Raw genomic sequence first — 2,966 nt, 5'->3', positions numbered from 1 at the left:
TAAATATATCATTCTAGCTTGTTTTCCTTGTTCTAATACTGGAGCAACCATAATATTTTCTCCAAATAAAAATTGATCATTTATTTCATAAGTTTTATGATCATTTTGATAATGAAGCATTAAAGGTCTCATTATAGGTAAGCCACTTTGTTCACCTTTATAGAATATATCATACATATAAGGTATTAATTTATATCTTAGTTTTATATATTTTCTATTTATATCTTCTGTTATTTTATCAAACGCCCATGGTTCTTGATCTCTTGAATATATTGTTGTATGGTTTCTAAACAGTGGTGTAAATGCGCCTACTTGAACCCATCTACTTAATAACTCTGGCGTACAATCATATCCAAATCCTCCAACATCTGTACCACAAAATGACATACCACTAAGGCCTAAGTTCATAAGCATTGGCACGCTCATTCTTAAGTGTTCCCATGTACTTTGGTTATCTCCTGTCCATACAGTTGAATATTTTTGAGTCCCTGAATAACATGCTCTCGTAACTACAAAAGGCCTTTTATTTGTTGACTTTTTTATACCTTCATATGTTGCTTTATCCATCATATGACCATATATGTTATGTACTTCTTTATGGTCTATAATTTTTCCATCTTCATTAAATTTAACATCATCTGGTAAAGGTCCATTGAAACTAGCAGGCTCATTCATATCATTCCAAATACCAGATACACCATAGTCTGTCATAATCTTTTGGTTATTAGCCCACCATTTTCTAACTTCACTATTCATAAAATCTGGGAATACAGAATTTCCTGGCCATACCCAGTTTGTATATACTATTCCATTTTTATCAGTTGCAAAGTAATTATTTTCTAAACCTTCATCATATATTTTATACCCTTTATCAACCTTAACACCAGGATCTATTATAGTAACTAATTTAAACCCATCATCATTAAGATTTTCTATCATCTTTTTAGGATCTTTAAATTTATTTTTATCCCAAGTAAATACTCTAAAGTCATCCATATATTCTATATCTAAATATATAGTGTCACAAGGTATATCTTTTTCTCTGAACTTCTTAGCTATTTCATATACATTTTCTTCTGGACAATATGCCCATCTACACTGTTGGTATCCTAAAGTCCAAAGTTGTGGAAGTGGAGTCGTCCCCGTTAAGTAAGTGTATCCTTTTATTACCTTTTTAACAGATGGTCCATATATAAAGTAATAATCTATATTTCCATCAACTGATGCAAAATAATAATAATTTGAGTTTTCTTTTCCTAAATCAAAATGAGTTTCAAATGTATTATCAAAGAATATACCAAATGCTTCTTCATCTTTTAAGGTTATGAAAAATGGAATTGACTTATATAGTTTTTCATAAGTTTCACCATGTGGTGTTGGATCATCTGTATTCCAGTTTATATAATGACAATACTTTTTATTTAAATGTCCACTTCTCTCTCCAAATCCATAAAAGTACATATTATCTTCCATTTTTTTAGGTATAAATACTTTGTACTCCATATGCTCTGTTGGTTTATGTCCTTCTTGAGCTGCAATATCTAATCTTCCTGCACAATTTTTTATAAAAGGTTCTCTAGCTCCTCTATAATCTTCACATATTAATTTTCCATCTTTATTATATATATCAACTTTAAATTCATCGTATATTTTTATAATTAATTCATCTGTTTTTATTGTTATATTATCAATATATCTATCTACTTCATATCTACAGTGTTGTATTTTCAAATTTTCAATTGCCTTTGAATTTTGTTCATCTCTATAATTAGGTACAAAGAAATTTATTATAATAGGACTTATTATATTTATTTTAGCTTCTATATTTTCAAACTCTACTTTCACTATATTCTCATTTACTTTAAAACCTTTTATTTTTCCAAACATACCCCTCTTACGTCTCCTTTATATCTAAAATCTTTTTTAGAGTTTTAACTATTATATTCGCTGAAGTTTTGTATCTTGTAATCTCCTTAAGTTTATATATCATTATAATTCATATTGTTTTATCTCTTTAGATATATTTTAAAAATATAAGCTGATGTAACATTACATCAGCTTATATTATGAATATTAATTTTTGAGTTAATTATAAGTTTACTTTCTTACTTTAATTAAATATTATTACTCAAGTATTTATACAATGCGCCTATTTTCCCTGAATCATTTTGGAATTTACAAGTGTCTATTGTAACCATATCTAATATTTCTGGATTTAATAATTTTAAATATCTATTAATATTTTCTATTAGATTATCTCTAGAACTTATCCCACCACCTAGTAAAACTTTTTCTGGAGCAAAACTATAAACTATATTATATATTCCTATAGCTAATGAAAAGTAGAAATCTTCTATTAAGTCTTGTACATCCTTATCTTCTTTAGCTAATTCAAAAACTTGAACTCCATCTAAACTAGTATTTTTCAACTTATTAACTCTGTCTATTAAGTTATATGTTGAACCTAATCTACTAAAAGTTCTCATAGGTATATTTTCTAATTGCGATAGTCTATGTTCTAATATATTTATACCAAATTCTCCTGCCATTCCTCTATGACCCCTGTATAGCTGGTTGTTTATAAAAACTCCACCGCCTATACCAGTTCCTATAGTTATGCATACAAAGTTTTTATTATCCACTGCATTTCCCATAGATTTTTCAGCCATAGCGACACAGTTTACATCATTATCATATACACAGTTAAGCCCTGTATGTTCTTTTATGTATTTATTTAGATACATATCTTGTAAATCTATTACTTGCCCCATAAAATGAATATATCCATCATCATCAATACCACCTGGTACACTCATTGCAACTCCTTTGATGTCATGCTTTGTTTTATAATCATTTATTATATCTACTAATATTTTTTGTGTTTTACCTTCTCCTTGTTGTGGTGTTTCTATTGAGTCTGATTCTATAAATTCGCTATCATTATTCATGATGCTGTATTTTATGGA

At 28.1% G+C, this 2,966-nt stretch carries 2 protein-coding genes; both read right to left on the bottom strand.

Annotation, left to right across the window (positions count from 1 at the left end):
• Positions 1-1,887, bottom strand: a 1,887-nt coding sequence (locus VK071_02955) for a TIM-barrel domain-containing protein (GenBank protein HLR34270.1), incomplete at its 3' end; no start/stop codon positions are given.
• 227 nt (positions 1,888-2,114) lie between these two features.
• Positions 2,115-2,966, bottom strand: an 852-nt coding sequence (locus VK071_02950; GenBank protein ID HLR34269.1) for an ROK family protein, incomplete at its 5' end; no start/stop codon positions are given.

This window comes from Tissierellales bacterium (genome assembly GCA_035301805.1).
Classification (GTDB): Bacteria; Bacillota; Clostridia; order Tissierellales; family DATGTQ01; genus DATGTQ01.
This window is presented reverse-complemented; position numbering and strand designations above follow the sequence as displayed.